Genomic DNA, 19225 nt, shown 5'->3' with positions numbered 1-19225 from the left:
ATAAGTCAATATTTATATGAGTATTGACTTACTTCCATTCATTTTAGAATTAAAAACAATAAAAACACTTATGCAACTCATACACCGCAACCTACTTATTGGCATACACGACGCACTTAGAGAAACCTTTTTTGAGAAAAACAAATACGCAGACAAAGTCATAGAACGACTGCTAAAAGCCAACAAAAAATGGGGAAGCCAAGATAGAGCGGTAGTTTCAGAGATATTTTATAATATTATCCGTTGGAAAAAACGCCTAGAATACTATATGGGCGAAGGCGTAAAGCCCAACAATATCTATAGGCTTATCCTTGCTTATCTGCTTTGGAGCGAAACGCATTATAAAAAGTTTGAAGAATTTGACGGAATTAAAATAGCCGACATCATCACCAAACTGAAAAAAAACACCATCCCTACCAAAGCCATAGAACATTCTATTCCTGAATGGCTCGCGGAAACACTAGAAAAAGAACTCGGCGAAGCATGGGAAAAAGAAATGATAGCCCTTAACCAACAAACAGCTACTGTACTAAGAGCCAACACACTCAAGACAACACAAAAGGAGTTAGTATCAGACTTAAACGACGAGGGCGTAGAATGCCACAGCCTCAAAAACTACCCAGAAGCCATAGAGCTAAAGGAAAAGAAAAATGTATTTTTAACCTCTGCTTTCAAAGATGGATTGTTTGAAGTACAAGATGCAGGGTCTCAGAAAATTGCTCATTTCTTAGAGGTTAAAGAAGGTATGAGAGTGGTAGATGCTTGTGCTGGTGCTGGTGGCAAGACACTTCACATTGCTGCTTTGATGAAAAACAAAGGGCAAATTATCGCTTTAGATATTTTTGAGTGGAAACTCGCCGAACTAAAACGCCGAGCTAAAAGAGCGGGAGCTCACAACATAGAAACTAGATTTATAGAGGACAACAAAGTCATTAAAAGGCTACACGATAAAGCCGACCGCCTTCTACTAGATGTACCTTGTTCTGGATTGGGCGTTCTAAAAAGAAACCCCGATTCTAAATGGAAAATAGATACCGATTTTATAGAAAGAATAAAGAAAGAGCAACAGCAAATCCTCCAAGATTATTCTAAAATCCTAAAAAAAGGAGGTAAGATGGTATATGCTACCTGCTCTATCCTACCATCAGAAAACCAAAATCAGGTAAACACATTCTTGGCTACAAACCCTAACTTTAGACTTATCAAAGACCAAAGCCTCCTCCCTAGCGAGGGCTACGATGGCTTTTATATGGCTCTTATAGAAAGATTGAAAGATTAAAAAATATACTTTTGGTTTTAGTACTGCAAAACAAAAGTATAACAATATTCAATATATTACTTAATATTTAAATAAGACTTATCTTATGACTCTGAATTTAGATGCCTCATGTAATTTTCCATAAGTCCTTTAATCTGCTCTGAAGCCACAGGATTTGCAGAGTGGACAAAATATTTTAGATTCCGTAAATCTAAACCCGATTCATAAACCAGCCATTTTACAGCTTCCAAACCATCTGGGGCAATATTACCATTATCATCAAGCCCCAAATCATTATCAAAACTAATATAGTCTGGCAATCCATTGTTAACTATATATTCTACAAACTCTTGATAAGACCGTACTACATCAAACTCACCATCACTTGCATTAGGATAGACCATTGATACTGTACGAACATCATCCAAAAATAGTTTTTTCATTGTTTTTTTGGATAAAGGTAACCATAATAAAAGACAAGATAAGTCGCAGTAATTTTTTTTAATTATTCTTATTTAATTTCAAAAAAATAATATTACCAAAAGGCTTTAGTGTAAAACCACCCACTGATTATTTTTAAAAACTACAGTGATATGAGTTTTTTCTTTATCATTATGTTTTATCGCCACCTCTACTTTATCGTTTTTAATTGAAACAAAATCCAATAAATAGACTGGTTTTTTCTTCTAAAAGATTAAAGCTAAATTCCGTTGAATCAGCATTAAAATAATCCCCATCTAAAAGCCCTCCTGTTACTACTGTTGTGTTTTTAACTTTATAAAGTGATTCATAAGCCTCTGTAGAATTTATACTAATTTCTTTCGTGTCGCTAGTAGAAGCCATTGTTCCATCACCTTTAAATCGCTCATCGTTCCCACAGATAGGATACTGCTTTTCCACTGCAATGTAAAGGGTATCAGATGTAGGTAGTCTGTTCACTACTTCGTGTATGAGCAAATTGGCAAGACTTTTAACCTCTTTTGTTTTTTGAATTACTACCGATTTATCATCTTCTTTTGGTAAAGGGTTAGGGTTAGATTTACCCTCTTTACACGCCACTAGCGAAGTAATTATTATTAAAAAGGAATAACCTATATTTTTATACTGATACACCATATCTCTAAATTATTTTTATTGATAAAGTTAATAGCTATACTTTATAGCTCTCATCAAAAAACTTCTCCAAATTTATCTATACTCTCCAATATTTTTTGGTAAATGATATTGAGGCTTTCATCAGAAATGGTATAAGGTGGCAACACATAAATTGTATTACCCACTGGGCGAAGAATTACCCCTTGCTCTATAAAAAACTGATATAGCCTGTTTCTTAAATCTCCATAATAATCGTGCTTACCGTCTAACTCTAACTCAAATGCTAAAATAACACCTAGCACTCTAGCATTAGCCACTTTCTTCCCTTCTAGTTGTTTCAAAAATTTAAGGTGAGACTGATGAACCCTTTTAATATGCCTTTGCATTTCGTCTGTAAGCAAGAGATTTATCGTTGCTAAAGCCGCCGAACAGCCCGTAGGATTAGCCGTAAAAGTATGCCCATGAAACAAGGCTTTATTAACATCATCATCATAAAACCCTTGAAACACCTCCTCCGAAAAGCTAGTAACCGCCATAGGTATAGTTCCCCCCGTTAGAGCTTTGGAAAAACACATCATATCTGGTTGTTGAGAAAGATATTCACAAGCGAAAGTTTTGCCCGTTTTACCAAAGCCCGTCATAACCTCATCAGCTATGGTAAACACTTGGTTTTGTTTAGCAATAGTAATCAATTGATTGAGAGGCTCTGCATCGTACATTTGCATTCCTGCCGCACCAAGTATCAATGGTTCAAAAATAAAGCACGCAAACTCATCTGTTTTTACCAAAGTTTCAAATTGTTTAATGCATCTTTCCTCGTTTCCTTTGGTAGGCACAGGTATTCTTTCTACTTCTATAAGGGAGTTTTTAAAAGCTTCGGTGAAAAATGAAATCCCACTAGCCGCCATCGCTCCAAAGGTATCCCCATGGAAAGCATTTTCAAAAGCAATAATCTTAGTTTTTTTTAAACCTTTGTTATAAAAAAATTGGAGGGCAGCCTTGATAGCTATTTCCACCGCCGTAGAACCATTATCCGAGTAAAATATCTTTTTCTGATTAGAGGGCAATAAACTTAATAACCGCTCTGAAAGTTCAATTGCTTTGGTATGCGTAAAACCTCCAAACAACACATGCTCTAAAGTATTAAGCTGATTATAAATAGCTTCTGCTAAAACAGAGTTACTATGTCCAAACGGATTAACCCACCAACTGGCAATGCCGTCTATATAGCGCTTACCATTGGTATCCCATAAAAACTCGCCTTTGCCCTTCACAATTACAGGGAGTTCTTTTAGCCCTTTATGTTGTGTGTATGGGTGCCAGTTGTATTCTAAATCTTTTTCGCTCCAATTCATTTTTTGAAAAAATTAGTATTAAACACAGAAGCGTATTTTCGCACTGTTTCTTTATTCCATATTGGTTCTTCCGCTACCCTACCTATTACTTCTAGTTGAGTTTTAGAGATGATAATCTGTTCTGTGGAAGGATTAGCTTCTCCATTAAACACAATACCTAAAAAATTAACGCCTTTATTTTTAAGCACTTCGTAAGTCATTAAAGTATGGTTGATACTTCCTAAATAATTTCTAGAAACTAAAACTACCTTATAATCTTCCTTAATGAAATCTAAAAAAGTATCCTTATCATTTATGGGAACCATCACACCACCTGCACCTTCTATCACCAAATCGTTATCGGCAAGAGGTTCTACCATAGATTCAAGTCTGATAGACACGCCATCTAATTCTGCCGAATAATGCGGACTAGCAGGTGTATTAAGGGCATAAGCATTTGGGTGAAACGATACATCTGTACGAGTAACCAAACTTCTCACTTTATCTGTATCCGAAAAGTCTAAATCTCCTGCTTGTATAGGTTTCCAATAATCAGCTCCTAAAGCCTCTACCAATATGGCAGAAATCATGGTTTTGCCAACCTCTGTACCTATGCCTGTAACAAATAGTTTCATAAGTTTATTTCTTTACATTAGAAATGATAAAATCGTGGGCAATTTCTAAAGCTCCCGTTATCTCCGAAGGTGTGTTGTAAGCGTGTATACAAAATCTCAATCGTTCTTTGCCCTCGGGAACGGTAGGCGAAAGTATTGCTTTGGCAATATAGCCGTTTTCTTCCAAAGTTTTAGACAATAGTTTAGCTTGACTATTGCCTTGTACCAGCATACCTTGTATAGGTGCAACACTAGGAATAAAGTAATCACTAAGCCCTAGGCGTTCTACTTCTCCTTTGAAAAAAGCAATATTCGTGAGTAATTTTTCTCTTTGATGTGTTTGAGTTTTAAGGGCTTTATATCCTTTTAAAATAGAGGACACCGAATGCCTATCCAAAGCTGTAGTATAAATAAAACTCCTTGCAAAGTTGATAAGATATTCCCTCAACAATTCTGAACAAAGCACCGCCGCACCGTGACACCCTAGACCTTTACCAAAAGTAACCACCCTACAAAGCAAAGCCGAATGCTGACACCATACTTGGCTTAGTCCGCTCCCATATTCTCCCAAAACACCCAAAGCGTGAGCCTCGTCTATGATAACATAAGCTCCATAACGTTGAGCAAGATTGAACAGAGCTTCAATATCAGGAGCATCGCCGTCCATAGAGAAAACAGATTCTGTAACGATATAAATCTCTCCTGCAACCAATGTTTCTTTTCTGGTTTTAAGTAAATGTTCTAAGTCTTCTAAATCGTTATGTTTAAACTTTTTAGATTGTGCATAAGACAACCGAATGCCATCTCTTATGGAAGCGTGAGAAAGTTCATCATACAATACCCAATCATTCCTTTGAGGTAAAGCACTAAGCACGCCTAAATTAGCATTATATCCCGAATTGAAAATAAGAGCTGCTTCCGACTGATGAAAGTCTTTGATAACCTCTTCTACTTCTCTAAAAATAGGCAAATTACCAGACAATAGTCTAGACCCCGTAGAGCCACCCAATACCTTTGAATACGAAGCAACTTTATCATCTTCTAACAAAACTTCTTTAGAAAAACCTAGATAATCATTAGAAAAAAAATCTACATATTCGCCTGTGTATTCCGTTAACACTCGCCACGCATTTTTTTCTTTTCGTTCGGAAATTTTATCTAATAATCTTTTGGGAATATTCATTTCAAAGGGAATAATTCTGGGGCTAAAGTACAAAAATATCACTAAAAAGTAGATTCAGTCCATCTCATATTTTTATCTTTGCTCCTTCTTAACACAGATTTAGACAGATGAAGCTAGACGAGGCTATTGGTATTTACGGATTTGGCAGTGTATCTGCTCTAGGCATGCACAAAACAGACATTTGGAATGCCTATTGTGATGACAAATCCTACTTAAAAAAAGAACTTTCCAACGGAGAGACTACCTTAATGGGAAAACTGCATGATAGCGTAATACCTCATCTGAATGCTTTAAAAGAAGAACACCCTTCTTACAAAAAGCTAGACCCTTCTGTACTGTACGGTATACTTGCTTCAAGAATGGCCTTTAAAGAAGCCCAATGGAATACTAACGATAATATTGGGGTAAATTTAGGTTCCTCCAGAGGTGCTACTGAAAGTTTTGAAAAATTCTACCAAACCTTTTTAGAAACAGGAAAAACTCCTACCCTAACCTCTCCGCTTACCACTTTGGGTAATATCTCAACTTGGGTGCTTCAGGATTTAGGCATTACAGGTCCAGACTTTTCTCATTCCATTACTTGCTCTACGGCTTTACATTCTGTACTCAACGGCATTGCGTGGATAAAAGCTGGATTTACCAATCAGTTTTTGGTAGGTGGTGCCGAGGCTTCTTTAACGCCGTTTAGTATCGCTCAAATGAAAGCCCTTAAAATCTACTCTCATCGCCTAGGCGAAAACTATCCTTGCCTTGCTGGAGATATTTCTAAAACAGAAAATACGATGGTCTTAGGCGAAGGTGCTGGTTCTATGGCGATCGGTAAACTCACAGGCGAAAGACCACCATTCGCTTATATTACAGGAATAGGCGTTGCTTCGGAGCCTTTAACCCATAACATTTCTATTTCCGAAAGGGCTGAATGCCTTAGAATGACGATGGAAATGGCAACTCGAAATATTGACAAGTCTAAAGTAGATGCCATCGTGATGCATTCTCCTGGAACTATTAAAGGTGATACCTCCGAAAAATTTGCCATAGAAGATGTTTTTACACCTCATAACATTCCTTTCTTTACCACTAATAAATGGAAAATAGGGCACACCTTTGGAGCTTCTGGAATTTTGAGTTTAGAATTGGCTTTGCTAATGTTAGAGCACCAACAACTCATTGAAGTTCCTTTTATTGAAAAACAAAACATAACCAAAGAAAAGAAAATCAATAATATACTAGTAAATGCTGTTGGATTTGGAGGAAATGCTGTAAGCCTATTGATTTCAAAAGAAATTGACTAATAAAAACGTTCAGGCTATCGTGAGAGATAGCCTGAACCAATATCAATCTTAAAATATAGCCTCTGCTATTTTTCTTACACTTTCGCTTTTACCCATAGAGTAATAATGGAGAATAGGCACTCCTTTTTTCATTAAATCCTTACTTTGCTCTATGCACCATTCTACACCGATTTCTTTAGCTTCATTATTGTTATTGGCTTTAGTAATAGCCGTTACCAAATCATCTGGCAAATCTACCTTAAATCTATGCGGAATAAGACTCAACTGACTTTTAGTGGCAATAGGCTTAAGTCCTGGTATAATTGGGACTTCTATCCCTTCGGAACGGCATCTGTCTACAAAATCAAAGTATTTTTGATTATCAAAAAACATTTGGGTCACAATATAATCTGCACCTGCCTCCACTTTTTTCTTAAGATGACCTATGTCTTGAGAAAAACTAGCGGCTTCCATATGCTTCTCTGGATAACCAGCCACACCTACAGAAAAATTGGTAGGAGCTGCTTTCTCCAAGCTAGTATCTAAGTAAATCCCTTTATTCATATTCTGTATCTGCTTTACCAAATCTGAAGCATAAGTATGACCATTTTTCTCAGGTTTAAAATAAATTTCGGACTTTACTGCATCTCCCCTCAATGCAACTACATTATCTATACCCAAAAAATCTAAATCAATTAAAAAATTCTCGGTATCCTCTCTATTAAAGCCACCACAAAGGATATGCGGAATAGCATCTACCTTATATTTATTCTGTATTGCAGCACAAATCCCCACTGTACCAGGGCGTTTTCTTACCACTCTTTTTTCTAACAAGCCATCTCTTACCTCTACATATTCATACTCTTCTCTATGGTAGGTAACATCTATAAAGCTAGGATTAAACTCAATAAGAGGGTCTATGGCATCAAAAATACATTGTATATTCTGTCCCTTTAATGGAGGTAATATCTCAAACGAAAATAAGGTTTTACCTTCTGATTTTTTTATATGTTCTGTTACTTTCATAATCAAATTTTAATATTTTACACAAAAACTAAACTACTCTGATAAGTTAGAAGTAAGCCATTTTCTTGCTTTTTCTATACTGATGTTTTTTCTATTAGCGTAATCTTCTAACTGGTCTTCTGTAATTCTGCCCACTCCAAAATATTTGGCGTGAGAACTTCCAAAGTAATACCCCGACACCGATGCCGTAGGAAACATCGCTAAACTTTCGGTGAGGTAAACCCCTATTTCTTCCTCTACTTTGAGTACTTCCCAAATGGTTTCTTTTTCCAAATGGTCTGGACATGCAGGATACCCTGGAGCTGGACGAATCCCCCTATATTTTTCGGCAATAAGCGCCTCGTTATCTAAACTTTCATCTTGGGCATATCCCCAATATTTTAATCTTACCTCACGGTGCAGATATTCTGCAAAAGCCTCTGCAAATCTATCCGCAAGAGCCTTTACCATAATGGCGTTATAATCGTCATTTTGAGCCTCGTAGGCTTTAGCTAATTCTTCTGTACCAAAACCAGCCGTTACACAAAACAACCCCAAATAATCTTGCTTACCCGAAGTTTCTGGAGCAATAAAATCCGACAAAGCATAGTAAGGCTTTCCTTTGGATTTTTTAAGCTGTTGCCTTAATGTTCTAAAGGCTATTTTTTCCTCATTTTTATTGATGATAATATCGTCTTTATCATTAGATTGAGCAGGAAAAATCCCAAAAACAGCTTTCGCTGTAAGTGTTTTCTCCTTTAGAATATGGCTGAGCATTTTTTGAGCATCATGATACAGTTCTCGAGCCTGAACACCAACGACCTCATCTTCTAAAATCTGTGGATATTTACCGTGTAAATCCCAACTTCTAAAAAACGGCGACCAATCTATATAAGGTAACAAAGCTTCCAAATCTTGATTTTCAATTACCTTTATTCCTAAACTATTAGGCTTGGAAATGATTTCTTTATCCCAATCAATTTTAAAGCGTTCTTGTCTTGCTTCTTTTATTGAGACATACTCCTTCTCTATTTTTCTACCAAGAAATTTCTCTCTAAACTCATCATATTCCTCTCTCAAATTAAGAGCATAAGCATTAGATTTCTCTTTATTAAGTAGAGAACTTACCACATTTACCGCCCTAGACGCATCATTAACATGAACTACCGTATTGCGATACTGAGGAGCAATTTTAACCGCTGTATGGGCTTTTGAAGTCGTAGCACCGCCTATCATTAAAGGAAATTCTAGATTTTGCCTTTCTAATTCAGAGGCAATGTGTACCATCTCGTCCAAACTCGGAGTAATCAGTCCACTAAGTCCTATAACATCTACCTTTTCGTCTATCGCTGTTTGGATTATCTTTTCAGCAGGTACCATTACGCCCAAATCTACAATATCGTAATTGTTGCAACCCAACACCACACTCACAATATTTTTACCAATATCGTGTACATCTCCCTTTACGGTTGCCATTAAAATTTTACCATTGGACGGTCGTGTAGCATCTTTTTCGCGCTCTATAAAAGGCTGAAGGTAAGCCACGGCTTTTTTCATCACTCTAGCCGATTTTACCACTTGAGGCAGAAACATCTTCCCACTTCCAAATAAATCACCCACTACGCCCATACCTGTCATAAGGTTATTTTCTATTATATCTAAAGGCTTTTCACTCACTTTAAGAGCGGCGTCCATATCTTCCTCTACAAAGCGGTCGATACCCTTTACTAATGAGTAGGTAATTCGTTCTTGCAAAGATTGTTCTCTCCACGATAAATCTTCTACCTTTTCCTTTTTGGTAGATTTATGCGTTTCTGAATATTCTAGTAGGCGTTCTGTAGCATCATCTTTTCGGTCTAATATAACATCTTCTACTAGGGTTAGAAGTTCTTTAGGAATTTCGTCATACACCTCTAACATAGTAGGGTTTACAATCCCCATATTCATTCCTGCTTGTATGGCGTGGTATAAAAATACCGAGTGCATGGCTTCCCTCACGGTATCATTACCTCTAAAAGAAAACGACACATTACTCACGCCTCCACTTACCGAAGCATACAGTAAATTTTGTCTTACCCATCTCGTCGCTTCAATAAAATCTATAGCGTTTCGTCTGTGTTCTTCCATTCCCGTAGCTACAGGAAATATATTAAGGTCAAAAATAATATCCTCTGGAGCAAAATTGACTTTATTTACCAAAAGGCGATAAGACCGCTCCGCGATTTCTATCCTTCTGTCGTAAGTATCGGCTTGCCCCACTTCATCAAAAGCCATAACAATAACTGCCGCACCGTATCTTTTTATTTTTTTAGCTTGATTGATAAATTCTTCTTCGCCACCTTTAAGGCTAATGGAATTGACCACCGCTTTACCTTGTACTACCTGTAACCCAGCCTCTAAAATCTCCCACTTGGAAGAGTCTATCATAATCGGAATACGAGCAATATCAGGCTCGGAAGCGATGAGGTTTAAGAATTTTACCATAGCTTCTTTACCGTCAATAAGTCCATCGTCCATATTGACATCTAAAATCTGAGCGCCACCTTCCACCTGATGCCTTGCAATCTCTAAAGCTTCAGAATAGTTGCCCTCTTTTACCAGCCTTAAAAATCGTTTAGACCCTGCAACATTCGTTCTTTCCCCAACATTCACAAAGTTAGATTCGGGAGTGATGATAAGCGGCTCTAACCCTGACAATTTAAGCGGTCTCGCAGGAAGTTCTAACTGATGATGATTTCCTTTCATACGAGATTAAGTTTTCTAGGTTCATAATGTTGTACCAATTCGGCAATGGCACGAATATGCTCTGGTGTTGTACCACAACAGCCCCCAATGATATTGACCAACCGTTTATCTAAATACTCTTTAACTTGCTCTGCCGTTTGCTCTGCCGTTTCATCGTATGCTCCAAAAGCATTGGGCAACCCCGCGTTAGGATACACCGAAATGTAAAAATTAGAATGTTCTGACAAAGCCTGTAAATAAGGTGTGAGCTGCTTAGCTCCCAAGGCACAATTAAGCCCTACACTCAGCAAGTCTAAATGAGAAACCGAAATAAGAAAAGCCTCTGCTGTTTGTCCGCTAAGGGTTCTCCCAGAGGCATCGGTGATTGTACCTGATACCATAATAGGAATTCTGGTGTTTCTCTCCTCTGCCAGCTCATCAATAGCAAACAAAGCGGCTTTGGCGTTAAGCGTATCAAAGATGGTTTCAACGAGTAAAATATCAGCACCACCTTCTAATAATGCTTTTGCCTGTTGCTTGTAAGCTTTTCTTAAATCTTCAAAGGTAATTGCCCTATAGCCTGGGTCATTAACATCTGGAGACAACGACGCCGTTCTGTTAGTAGGTCCCATTGCTCCTGCCACAAAACGAGGTTTATCAGGATTGTTTTCGGTGTAAACTTCACAAAGTTTTTTAGCAATTCTAGCCGATTCATAGTTGAGTTCTTCCACCAAAGACTCCATTGCGTAGTCTGCCATCGCAATGGTAGTGCTAGAAAAGGTGTTGGTTTCTATAATGTCTGCCCCTGCGTCTAAATACAGACGATGTATCTCCTCTATCGCTTGTGGCTGTGTGAGGGATAACAAGTCGTTATTCCCTTTAACAGGGTGCTCCCAATCTTTAAAGCGTTCGCTACGATAGTCTTCTTCGGTAAAGTTATATCGTTGTATCATAGTGCCCATAGCACCGTCCAAAATAAGTATCCTCTTTTGCAGCAAGGCATCGAACTGATTAAATATGCTAGTTTCCATTTCAATAAAATTTAAAAATCATTGAAATGTTAAAAAGAAAGCTCAAAAGGTAATGTAGAAATCTTTTAGTTATCTATCCCTAAATAGGTAGAATGTAGCACCTTCTTTCTTGATGAAAGGGTTGCTAAGGCTTCATAGGGTCTAGTCCCTCCGCCTTTCTTGATAACATTTCCGATGATGTTAAGGTACAAATACAGCACAAATATAGACCTTAGGTTTTGAATATCCAAAAGAAACAAAACTTTTTTTGAAACAAGTGCAACTTTGGCCTAACAATCCTAGCCTAAAATAAAAAAGCCAAAGTAAAAGGCTTTACTTTGGCTTTTTTGTATATCTTAGATAGATTTTATCTTTCTGTTTTTCTTCTTTTAAGTTCTCTTTCTATTAGAGATAGCTCTCTACCTGTTTGCCCCGCCACAGAAGTATTCTCTTGGGCTCTTCTTGTAAGGTATGGCACTACATCTTTCACTGGACCATAAGGCAGATATTTACACGCATTGTATTTTTGGTTTCCTAGATAGTAAGTGATATTATCACTCATTCCATAAAGTTGTCCAAAATGGATTTGTTGAAAATCATTCGGCAGACCTTTTTCTTTCATTCTATCCATTACCAACTCCGTAGATTTCTCATTATGAGTTCCAAAGAACGCCGAAACCTTATCTAAATTAGCCATTACAAAATCTATCCCTGCATTATAATTATCATCAGAAGCCTGTTTTGTTGGCTGGATAGGTGATGGGTAACCCATTTTTTCTGCTCTTTCTCTTTCTTTCTCCATATAAGCCCCTCTCACAAACTTATAACCTAAGTAGTAACCTTTAGATTTGGCTCTTTCTAAGTCTTCGGCTAGATACTCCAATCTTCCTGTTCTATACATCTGAATGGTATTCCACACAATGGCTCTCTCCTTATTATAACGAGATTTCATTTCGTTTACCAAATCATCTACGGCTGTTTGTATCCAAGACTCTTCGGCATCTACCATTACTATCACACCTTTGTCGTATGCTAACTGACAAACTTCTTCGTAGCGTTTCACTACCCTGCTCCACTCTTCTTTTTCTGAACTTGTTAGCTCTTTTTTCGCCTGAACTTCTGCATATAAATCTAACCTCCCAAATCCTGTTGGTTTAAAAACTACAAAAGGAATGGCAGGATTCCCCGCAGCGTATAGAATATTTTGTTTTATTTCTTCGCAAGTATAGTCAAAGGCTTGTTCTTCTTCTTTACCTTCTATAGCATAATCAAAGATGCTGCCTATATGACGCTGATACATCTCATTAACTACCTTCTGGCTTTGCTCTCTAGTAACGCCACCACAAAACTGCTGGAATAATGTTTTTTCAACAATCCCCTCAACAAAAGGAAAATTATTTTTAATACTAAAGTTAAGAAGGTTTATCCCCATATTAGTCAGTTGTGGAAACTTAATCATAGTAAACATCCACTTTGCTTTCTCTAGCTGTTCTGTTGTTTTATCTGCAAAAGCGACTTTGGCATCGTTAAAAAGACTCATTATTAGTTGTTTTTTATACGACGACAAATTTATCTAATTTATCCGATTTAAAACTAATTTCTTTATTAAAATTTAGTTCCTTTTCAAATAATCGTTGATAATAGCAAATACTCCAAACAAGCCAATAGAGTTTAATTTATTTTTATAATTTAGCTATGATGAAAATGATTTTGCTATAACAAACAACATATTAATTAAATGCAAATCAATTCCAGTTTTATCTATCATTTTATTAAAAATTTAATTCTCTCTTCTTTTATTATTTGGGGAATAGGAATTCTTGATTTTTATATCCGTATTTATAACTTAGCTGCCGTACAAATTTGGATTGTACCGTTTTTCTGTTCTGTTTTACTGTTAGTTGTACATAAATTATTCTTTGATGATGTACCAATAATATCAATTATTATTGTGGTATTAAGCTTATCAGCTTTTAATATAGTTAACTCATTTAGTCTTCATTGTGATAAAGATATTCAACAAAGTTACATACTTAGAGCTATTAACTTTCTAACCAGTATCTTTCTATTGTATTATACCATTACTTCGTATTGGAGGAGATTTGATAAGAAACAACGAATCATTGTTCTATTAGTATTTCTAGTTATCCTTTGGAGTATGAATTTTATGGACTATGGTATTTTTAGAATTTTCAACTTGATAGTATCATCTTTTTAAAAGCTCTATTTTAAAATATCTACTCCAAAAATATAGTTATCTTTGCTGAAATTTAACACTTATGATTAGTCGTTTAGATTCCGATTTTAGTAGTCTTAATCAGTTTTTAGAAAAGACCCAACCAAGCCAAATTATCATCTTGGTAGATGAAAACATTCACGAATACTGCCTCCCCACTCTTCTAGGAAATTTACAAACCGATATTCATTTTGAAATTGTAGAGATAGAAGCTGGTGAGGAAAATAAAAACATCGGTACAGCCGTACAAATTTGGGAGATACTTTCAGACTTCAAAGTAGATAGAAAATCATTGCTCATTAACCTTGGCGGTGGTGTTATTAGCGATTTAGGTGGCTTTATCGCTTCTACCTACAAAAGAGGTTTTAGTTTTATTAACCTCCCAACCACGCTCCTTTCTATGTGTGATGCTTCCATAGGTGGAAAAACAGGAATAGACCACCAGTATCTTAAAAATATCGTAGGGACTTTTGCTCTTCCTGAACAGATTTTTGTCTATACAGATTTCTTGAAAACATTACCCTTCATTGAATTAAGAAGTGGCTTTGCAGAAATGCTAAAGCATGGTCTAATAGCTGATAGGCAACATTGGAACGCTCTAAGCTCCATTACCGAACTCACACCAGAAAGCATTGCTCCTTTTATAGAAACTTCTATGAAAATAAAACAAGAGGTCGTAAATAAAGACTTTAAAGAGCAAAATGTAAGAAAGACTCTTAATTTTGGACATACTATAGGGCACGCCGTAGAAAGCCTTTTTATGGCACTAGAAAAGCCTATTCCTCACGGTGAAGCCGTAGCTCTAGGTATGATTACAGAAAGTTACCTTGCCCTTACAGAAGGGCTTATAGATAACGAAACTTATCATAATATAGAGAAACAACTGCTTCGTTTTTACCCTTATATTTCTATAAAAGAGCTTTCTAACGACAACATTATAACCCTAATGAAAAATGACAAGAAAAACCAAAATGGCATTGTTAATTTCGCACTCATCAATGAGATAGGTAGTTGCTTATTTGATTATAAAGTGGATGAAAAACAAATAATTGCTGCACTTGATTACTACAGAAACTTAGAGAAGTAAATAAAAAAGGAGGGCTTTTCAGTTTTGAAAAGCCCTCCTTCTATTTTATTTTTTAGGAGACAACTTACTCCATGTATTGAGTACAAAAACTAAAAGCACTCCCAACAACGCTGCAGAAATAGAAAATACAAATTTGGTATTCTCATTATCCATAAATCCTAATTCCCAATCTATTGCATAAAGGTTAAGACCTATAAATACAACGAATAACACTAAAAATATTTTATACACCAGTTTCATACTCATAACTCTTTTTTAGATATTGATATAGTTTGCTATTAGTTGTGCAAAATTAGCTGTAAATAGTTTTATAGAAATGGCTAGTAATATAATCCCAAACACCTTTTGGAAAATCATAAGTGTGGCATCTCCAAGCTTTTTCTCTAGCCAGTTAGCAGATTTAAGCACAAGATAAATCACTAAAATATTGAGTAATATACCTATAATAATATTTACAATATGATATTCTGCTCTTAACGAAAGAGTCGTAGTTAGCGTACCTGCTCCTGCGACCAAAGGAAACGCAATAGGAACTATAGAAGCAGCATTAACCTCTCCTGCCTTATGGATTTCAATTCCTAAAATCATTTCTAAAGCAATTACAAAGATAACTAAAGCCCCTGCTATTGCGAATGAGTTAACATCTACCCCAATAAATTGCAAAATTTTATCTCCTATAAAAAGAAAAGAAATCATTAGAACACCTGATACTATAGAAGCCTTTTCTGACTCTATATGACCAAACCTTTTCCTTAATGATACAATAACAGGAATAGAACCGATAATATCTATTACGGCAAACAATACCATGAAACTCGTCATTGACTCTTTAAGCGAAAATTCTTCTAAAAATCCCATCTTTATTATTACGTTTTTGGGGGCAAAAATAGGAATAAAAAATGATTACACCACCATCTTGTTGTGTAAATTGATGATTTTATAATACAACTCGTTTAATTGTTCAGCATCTTTAACAGGAGCGTACTTTTCTATTTCTATATTAGAAACCAATTGCCTGTATTCTTCAGCTATAAAATAGCCCTTCTTCTCTTCTATCACAGATTGAATATTGATACTGTTTGAATTAAAATAGTGCTGAACTTTTATCTTCATTTTATCAAAAGTATCAAAAAACATTGGGTAATTTTTATACTCTAGAGATTCTCTCAGAACTCTATAATCATCTTCAAAATCAATTATGCTGTAATGTTGTACTTTCAAATCAGATTTTATATCAGCTGCATTACCTTTTTTCTTCAATCTCTTACTCAATAAAAAACCACCTAAAAAGCTACTTAATAGCAGTAACCCTCCTAGAAGATACCATTTGGTATTTTCAGAGCTTTTAAAAGTTTCATTTTTAATTTTAGGTAACTGTACCGTTTCTAAGACATAGTTAGTATTATCTATCACTTTATCCAAAGTGTTAGTTTTTGCTTTATCTAAACTATCGGAAGCCACCAACACATTCACTTCATTAAGTTCTAATGTGCGATAAGATTCTTTTTTAGGGTCAAAATAAGCCAAAGGCTCCAACTCTAGTTTTATATCACCAAGTACATTAGGCACTACTAAATACTTAGCAACTAAACTCCCCTTCATTCCGTGCTGGGTAACAGCTATATTTTTTGTAATTTTTGGAGGATAAACCTTGTAGTCTTTACTAGGCACAAGCGAAGGAAATTGCAATCTATCCAAATTGCCTACCCCTTTTAAACGCACCGTAAAATAAAACGGCACTCCCTTTTTCACCTCTTTTACAACATTATCAGATGCTATTTCAAACTGCCCAACTGCATTTTTGAATCCAACAGGCGCCTCTTTTGGTAACGGCTTAACTCTTATAGAATTTTTTGAGTTAGAATAAATAATCTCATCTTTCCCCGTTCCTGCTACCTTAGCAGAAATTTTAGATAGCTCCACCTGTCCAGATTTTTCAGGAAACATTACATACACTCCCAATACTTGAGACAAAAGTATATTCCCTTCTAATGGTTCTATATCGTCTGATCTCCCTGATATAAGATAAAATCTATTATCCCCATCTTTTGGAAGTTTAATATCATGGATTCTTTGAAAATAGTCTATATTCTTAGCATACGCTTTGAGTTCTACCACCGCTCCTTGATGCTGATAAACAGAGTGACTTTTAACCTGTAGTTTTAGTTGAATATCATCGGAAATTTTATTATTACTCAATGCCTCTCTTCCCGTTACAGATACTTCAAACGGCTCTGTTTTATATATTTTCCCATTTACAGTTACTAAAGCACTTCCAATCTTTAGTTTCCCTATTTTCTTAGGCACTATCAATATTTGATAGACAATTTGGTCTACCATAATATTTTTATCAGGGTCTAAAAAAATATTTCTGGAGGAGCCATCACTCAAAACTTCAAATTTTGAAAGGTCGGGCAACCTTATTAGAGACTCTTGTCTGTATTCGTTACCATTAAGCTCTAGCATTATTGTAAATAATACAGGCTCATTTGCTTTGACTTCTTTGGTATTAGTTTCTGCATAAAAAGAGACTTGCCCGTACAATTTTACGGACAATAAGAACAGTAATATACTCCAAAACTCCTTACGCATTATAGCTACCAATCCTTTTCATTACTTTTGGGGTCTATATATGAATTTTTATTAAGAATTCTTCTTGCAGCATCTCGCTCTTTACTTTCCAAGCGTTGCATAATTCTATTTTCTTCTTCCTTAGACATTCCTCTTTTGTTTTCAGAGCTGTTATTATCAGGTTTAGGCGTCTGTCCTGCACCCTGACCTTTATCTTTCTCATTAGCCCCACCGTCTTTATTTTTATCTGAATTTTGAGGCGACTCTTGTTCAGTTTTTTTTTGCTGATTATCTTGTGATTTATCTTGCTCCGAATTTTGATTTTGAGATTTATTATTCGATTTTGATTGATTCTTCTCCTTTTGTTTTAACTTAGAAATATTATAATTCTTTCTTATAGACTCATTGTAAGGGTCTTGCTGTAAAGCTTTCTTGTAGAACTCAGCGGCTTTATCATAATTTTGAGCCTTCATTTCTGCATTGCCTAAGTTGTACAAAGATGCCATTTTATCTTCCTTAGTTTTCGCTAGAGATAAAGCTTTCTGGTATTCTGCCTTTGCTTCAGAATACATTTCTCTCTTATACAAAGTATTACCTAAATTATAATGACCGCCAAAGTCTTGCCTCTTTTTAATAGCCTCTAAAAAGTAAGACGAAGCTTTATCATAGTTTTTAGAATCATATTCTCTATTTCCCTTATAGGACAAAACATTGTAGCTGCCCTGCCCTTGCAAGATACAGATACAAAAGAAAGTTAAACAAAAACTAATAAATAGATTCCTAGTCATTTACTATGCAAAAATAACGATTTTAAATGTTAAAATTTCGCTTAGGATTTGTTAAATAAATGATAAAAAATAAAAGCAAAGACACCGCCAAAAAGTATTGATAGTAATGTACTCCTGTTTGAGATTTCACAAAACTTTCTGTTGTAGAAGATTGTTTTTTAAGATTTTCTAAAATCTCATTAACTGCTTTATCTATATGATTACCATCAATATAAACACCTCCCGTCTTTTCAGAAATATTTATTAAAGCCTGAGTTTGTCTTTTAGAAATTACCGTTTCCCCCATTAGACTAGACTTATACCCCATCAATTGTCCAAAAATATATTCGGGAATTGGAGCTCCTTCCTCTGTACCTACACCTACGGTAATAACCTGTATTCCATTAGATTGAGCTTCTTTTATCGCTGCAGCTTCATTGCCTTCATTATCTTCACCATCACTTATCAGTACTATCCTGCCAGACCCTTTGGAAACGGTCTTAAATTTAGAAACCGCCACCTGCATGGCTTTATAGAAATCCGTCCCTTGCGTAGAAACCACCGAAGTTTCCAAACCAGACACAAAAGATTCCGCCGCCAAATAATCCGTAGTTAATGGCATTACCGAAAAAGCCTCTCCTGCAAAAACAGCCAAACCCACTCTATCATTAGTCATTTTTTGCATAGATGACATTACAATATTTTTCGCTAACGAAAGCCTATCTGGAGCAACATCTTGAGCATTCATAGAGTTAGAAACATCTACAAGAAACATTACATTATTCATTTTTTGCTGCACTTTAATTTCTTCTTTACCTCCCATTAAATCCATCATCGCAAAAATTAAAAATAAAAATGCCACAAAATACATCACCAAGAAAAACTTAGGATACCACTTTGTTTTTTCAAATAATGTACTCTGAAAGCGTTCATCTGCAAAATAGCCTCTAACCCTTTCTTTCCATTTTAAATAACGAAACAAAAGATAACCCAATAATGGTAACAAAAGCATCAATAATGCATACCAATAATTACCCAAATACCAATCCATCACTATAACATAAAGTTTC

Annotated in this window: 17 protein-coding genes and 1 riboswitch; of the genes, 3 read left to right on the top strand and 14 right to left on the bottom strand. The window is 35.7% G+C overall.

Features of this window, described 5'->3' with window-relative positions; all coding sequences use genetic code 11:
• Positions 1-70: 70 nt before the first annotated feature.
• On the top strand, positions 71-1279 hold the full coding sequence (locus tag VIX88_RS12090; protein WP_064969388.1) for an RsmB/NOP family class I SAM-dependent RNA methyltransferase: 1209 nt from the start codon (positions 71-73) through the stop codon (positions 1277-1279).
• An 83-nt stretch (positions 1280-1362) separates the two neighbouring features.
• On the opposite strand, the gene VIX88_RS12085 is transcribed toward VIX88_RS12090, so the two are convergent.
• From VIX88_RS12085 to VIX88_RS12065, 5 genes are all read right to left on the bottom strand, one after another.
• Entirely contained in the window at positions 1363-1701 is a 339-nt protein-coding gene (locus VIX88_RS12085) for a cyclic-phosphate processing receiver domain-containing protein (RefSeq protein ID WP_064969373.1), read from the bottom strand.
• Between the two features lie 202 nt (positions 1702-1903).
• The gene (locus VIX88_RS12080; protein ID WP_250206827.1) at positions 1904-2374 is read right to left on the bottom strand and encodes a hypothetical protein; all 471 of its coding nucleotides are present in this window, start codon (positions 2372-2374) and stop codon (positions 1904-1906) included.
• 53 nt (positions 2375-2427) lie between these two features.
• A complete protein-coding gene (gene bioA / locus VIX88_RS12075; protein ID WP_064968620.1) occupies positions 2428-3708 on the bottom strand; it encodes an adenosylmethionine--8-amino-7-oxononanoate transaminase in 1281 nt (426 codons plus the stop codon).
• Positions 3705-4322: a dethiobiotin synthase gene (gene bioD, locus VIX88_RS12070; RefSeq protein ID WP_064968621.1), complete on the bottom strand. Its 618-nt coding sequence runs from the start codon at positions 4320-4322 to the stop codon at positions 3705-3707. The genes bioA and bioD overlap by 4 nt, the downstream gene beginning before the upstream one ends.
• Positions 4323-4326: 4 nt before the next feature.
• Positions 4327-5484, bottom strand: coding sequence for an aminotransferase class I/II-fold pyridoxal phosphate-dependent enzyme (locus tag VIX88_RS12065; RefSeq protein ID WP_064969372.1), 1158 nt, complete (start codon positions 5482-5484; stop codon positions 4327-4329).
• 107 nt (positions 5485-5591) lie between these two features.
• Between VIX88_RS12065 and VIX88_RS12060 the strand changes: the two genes are divergently transcribed.
• Positions 5592-6776, top strand: coding sequence for a beta-ketoacyl synthase N-terminal-like domain-containing protein (locus VIX88_RS12060; protein ID WP_064969371.1), 1185 nt, complete (start codon positions 5592-5594; stop codon positions 6774-6776).
• A gap of 48 nt (positions 6777-6824) precedes the next feature.
• Here VIX88_RS12060 and metF read toward each other — a convergent pair whose 3' ends face one another.
• The 4 genes from metF to VIX88_RS12040 all read right to left on the bottom strand — a co-directional run bounded on the left by metF (position 6825) and on the right by VIX88_RS12040 (position 13034).
• The gene (gene metF, locus VIX88_RS12055) at positions 6825-7781 is read right to left on the bottom strand and encodes a methylenetetrahydrofolate reductase [NAD(P)H] (RefSeq protein ID WP_064969370.1); all 957 of its coding nucleotides are present in this window, start codon (positions 7779-7781) and stop codon (positions 6825-6827) included.
• Positions 7782-7814: 33 nt separating this feature from the next.
• Entirely contained in the window at positions 7815-10505 is a 2691-nt protein-coding gene (gene metH, locus VIX88_RS12050; protein WP_064969369.1) for a methionine synthase, read from the bottom strand.
• Positions 10502-11515 (bottom strand): homocysteine S-methyltransferase family protein, encoded by a 1014-nt coding sequence (locus tag VIX88_RS12045; RefSeq protein WP_064969368.1) that lies wholly within the window; start codon positions 11513-11515, stop codon positions 10502-10504. The genes metH and VIX88_RS12045 overlap by 4 nt, the downstream gene beginning before the upstream one ends.
• A 66-nt stretch (positions 11516-11581) precedes the next feature.
• Positions 11582-11684, bottom strand: a riboswitch (SAM riboswitch).
• A 177-nt stretch (positions 11685-11861) separates the two neighbouring features.
• Positions 11862-13034: a proline dehydrogenase family protein gene (locus VIX88_RS12040; protein ID WP_222535107.1), complete on the bottom strand. Its 1173-nt coding sequence runs from the start codon at positions 13032-13034 to the stop codon at positions 11862-11864.
• A 739-nt stretch (positions 13035-13773) separates the two neighbouring features.
• Between VIX88_RS12040 and aroB the strand changes: the two genes are divergently transcribed.
• A complete protein-coding gene (aroB, locus tag VIX88_RS12035; RefSeq protein WP_064964755.1) occupies positions 13774-14817 on the top strand; it encodes a 3-dehydroquinate synthase in 1044 nt (347 codons plus the stop codon).
• Positions 14818-14862: 45 nt separating this feature from the next.
• Here the strand turns inward: aroB and VIX88_RS12030 are convergent, their stop codons facing one another.
• From VIX88_RS12030 to VIX88_RS12010, 5 genes are all read right to left on the bottom strand, one after another.
• Positions 14863-15057: a hypothetical protein gene (locus tag VIX88_RS12030; protein WP_015345573.1), complete on the bottom strand. Its 195-nt coding sequence runs from the start codon at positions 15055-15057 to the stop codon at positions 14863-14865.
• Positions 15058-15072: 15 nt separating this feature from the next.
• Positions 15073-15675 (bottom strand): MarC family protein, encoded by a 603-nt coding sequence (locus VIX88_RS12025; RefSeq protein WP_015345574.1) that lies wholly within the window; start codon positions 15673-15675, stop codon positions 15073-15075.
• A 45-nt stretch (positions 15676-15720) separates the two neighbouring features.
• Complete coding sequence (locus tag VIX88_RS12020) at positions 15721-17409, bottom strand: BatD family protein (RefSeq protein WP_250206826.1); 1689 nt, start codon at positions 17407-17409, stop codon at positions 15721-15723.
• Between the two features lie 5 nt (positions 17410-17414).
• Complete coding sequence (locus tag VIX88_RS12015) at positions 17415-18095, bottom strand: tetratricopeptide repeat protein (protein WP_237190323.1); 681 nt, start codon at positions 18093-18095, stop codon at positions 17415-17417.
• Positions 18096-18198: 103 nt separating this feature from the next.
• The gene (locus VIX88_RS12010) at positions 18199-19206 is read right to left on the bottom strand and encodes a VWA domain-containing protein (RefSeq protein WP_064969365.1); all 1008 of its coding nucleotides are present in this window, start codon (positions 19204-19206) and stop codon (positions 18199-18201) included.
• Between the last annotated feature and the right edge of the window lie 19 nt (positions 19207-19225).

It is taken from the genome of Riemerella anatipestifer, from assembly GCF_035666175.1.
In the GTDB taxonomy this organism is placed as follows: domain Bacteria; phylum Bacteroidota; class Bacteroidia; order Flavobacteriales; family Weeksellaceae; genus Riemerella; species Riemerella anatipestifer_D.
Note: the sequence above shows the minus strand (reverse complement) of the source record. Positions and strands in the feature narration are given on the sequence as shown.

What these genes read in the sequence shown, in the direction of transcription:
- VIX88_RS12090 (WP_064969388.1), top strand. Translation starts at nt 71, where the DNA reads ATGCAACTCATACACCGCAACCTACTTATTGGCATACACGACGCACTT.
- VIX88_RS12085 (WP_064969373.1), bottom strand. Translation starts at nt 1,701, where the DNA reads ATGAAAAAACTATTTTTGGATGATGTTCGTACAGTATCAATGGTCTAT.
- VIX88_RS12080 (WP_250206827.1), bottom strand. Translation starts at nt 2,374, where the DNA reads ATGGTGTATCAGTATAAAAATATAGGTTATTCCTTTTTAATAATAATT.
- bioA (WP_064968620.1), bottom strand. Translation starts at nt 3,708, where the DNA reads ATGAATTGGAGCGAAAAAGATTTAGAATACAACTGGCACCCATACACA.
- bioD (WP_064968621.1), bottom strand. Translation starts at nt 4,322, where the DNA reads ATGAAACTATTTGTTACAGGCATAGGTACAGAGGTTGGCAAAACCATG.
- VIX88_RS12065 (WP_064969372.1), bottom strand. Translation starts at nt 5,484, where the DNA reads ATGAATATTCCCAAAAGATTATTAGATAAAATTTCCGAACGAAAAGAA.
- VIX88_RS12060 (WP_064969371.1), top strand. Translation starts at nt 5,592, where the DNA reads ATGAAGCTAGACGAGGCTATTGGTATTTACGGATTTGGCAGTGTATCT.
- metF (WP_064969370.1), bottom strand. Translation starts at nt 7,781, where the DNA reads ATGAAAGTAACAGAACATATAAAAAAATCAGAAGGTAAAACCTTATTT.
- metH (WP_064969369.1), bottom strand. Translation starts at nt 10,505, where the DNA reads ATGAAAGGAAATCATCATCAGTTAGAACTTCCTGCGAGACCGCTTAAA.
- VIX88_RS12045 (WP_064969368.1), bottom strand. Translation starts at nt 11,515, where the DNA reads ATGGAAACTAGCATATTTAATCAGTTCGATGCCTTGCTGCAAAAGAGG.
- VIX88_RS12040 (WP_222535107.1), bottom strand. Translation starts at nt 13,034, where the DNA reads ATGAGTCTTTTTAACGATGCCAAAGTCGCTTTTGCAGATAAAACAACA.
- aroB (WP_064964755.1), top strand. Translation starts at nt 13,774, where the DNA reads ATGATTAGTCGTTTAGATTCCGATTTTAGTAGTCTTAATCAGTTTTTA.
- VIX88_RS12030 (WP_015345573.1), bottom strand. Translation starts at nt 15,057, where the DNA reads ATGAAACTGGTGTATAAAATATTTTTAGTGTTATTCGTTGTATTTATA.
- VIX88_RS12025 (WP_015345574.1), bottom strand. Translation starts at nt 15,675, where the DNA reads ATGGGATTTTTAGAAGAATTTTCGCTTAAAGAGTCAATGACGAGTTTC.
- VIX88_RS12020 (WP_250206826.1), bottom strand. Translation starts at nt 17,409, where the DNA reads ATGCGTAAGGAGTTTTGGAGTATATTACTGTTCTTATTGTCCGTAAAA.
- VIX88_RS12010 (WP_064969365.1), bottom strand. Translation starts at nt 19,206, where the DNA reads ATGGATTGGTATTTGGGTAATTATTGGTATGCATTATTGATGCTTTTG.